The sequence below is a fragment of the Streptomyces sp. XY431 genome, from assembly GCF_001279805.1.
GTDB lineage: Bacteria > Actinomycetota > Actinomycetes > Streptomycetales > Streptomycetaceae > Kitasatospora > Kitasatospora purpeofusca.
Genome location: NZ_LGDO01000417.1, coordinates 1 through 272, shown reverse-complemented (window position 1 = coordinate 272; position 272 = coordinate 1). Strand labels below are relative to the sequence as shown.

Annotated in this window: 1 tRNA gene; it reads right to left on the bottom strand. The window is 60.3% G+C overall.

Going from position 1 to position 272, the window contains the following annotated elements:
* Positions 1–10: 10 nt before the first annotated feature.
* Positions 11–84, bottom strand: a tRNA-Met gene (locus tag ADK60_RS27730).
* Positions 85–272: the final 188 nt, after the last annotated feature.

Here is a 272-nt window from a genome sequence, read left to right as displayed (position 1 = left end):
TGCTACTGAGTAGCGGGGACAGGATTTGAACCTGCGACCTCTGGGTTATGAGCCCAGCGAGCTACCGAGCTGCTCCACCCCGCGTCGGTGAACACGACCTTACGGCACCGGGTGAGTGAAAAGCGAATCGCTTTCGATTGGGGATGCGCGGGGGTCGGTTTTTGTTGCGGGAACGGCTTCGGGAACGGCGAAGGCCCGGAGGACGTATCCTCCGGGCCTTCGTTGCTACTGAGTAGCGGGGACAGGATTTGAACCTGCGACCTCTGGGTTAT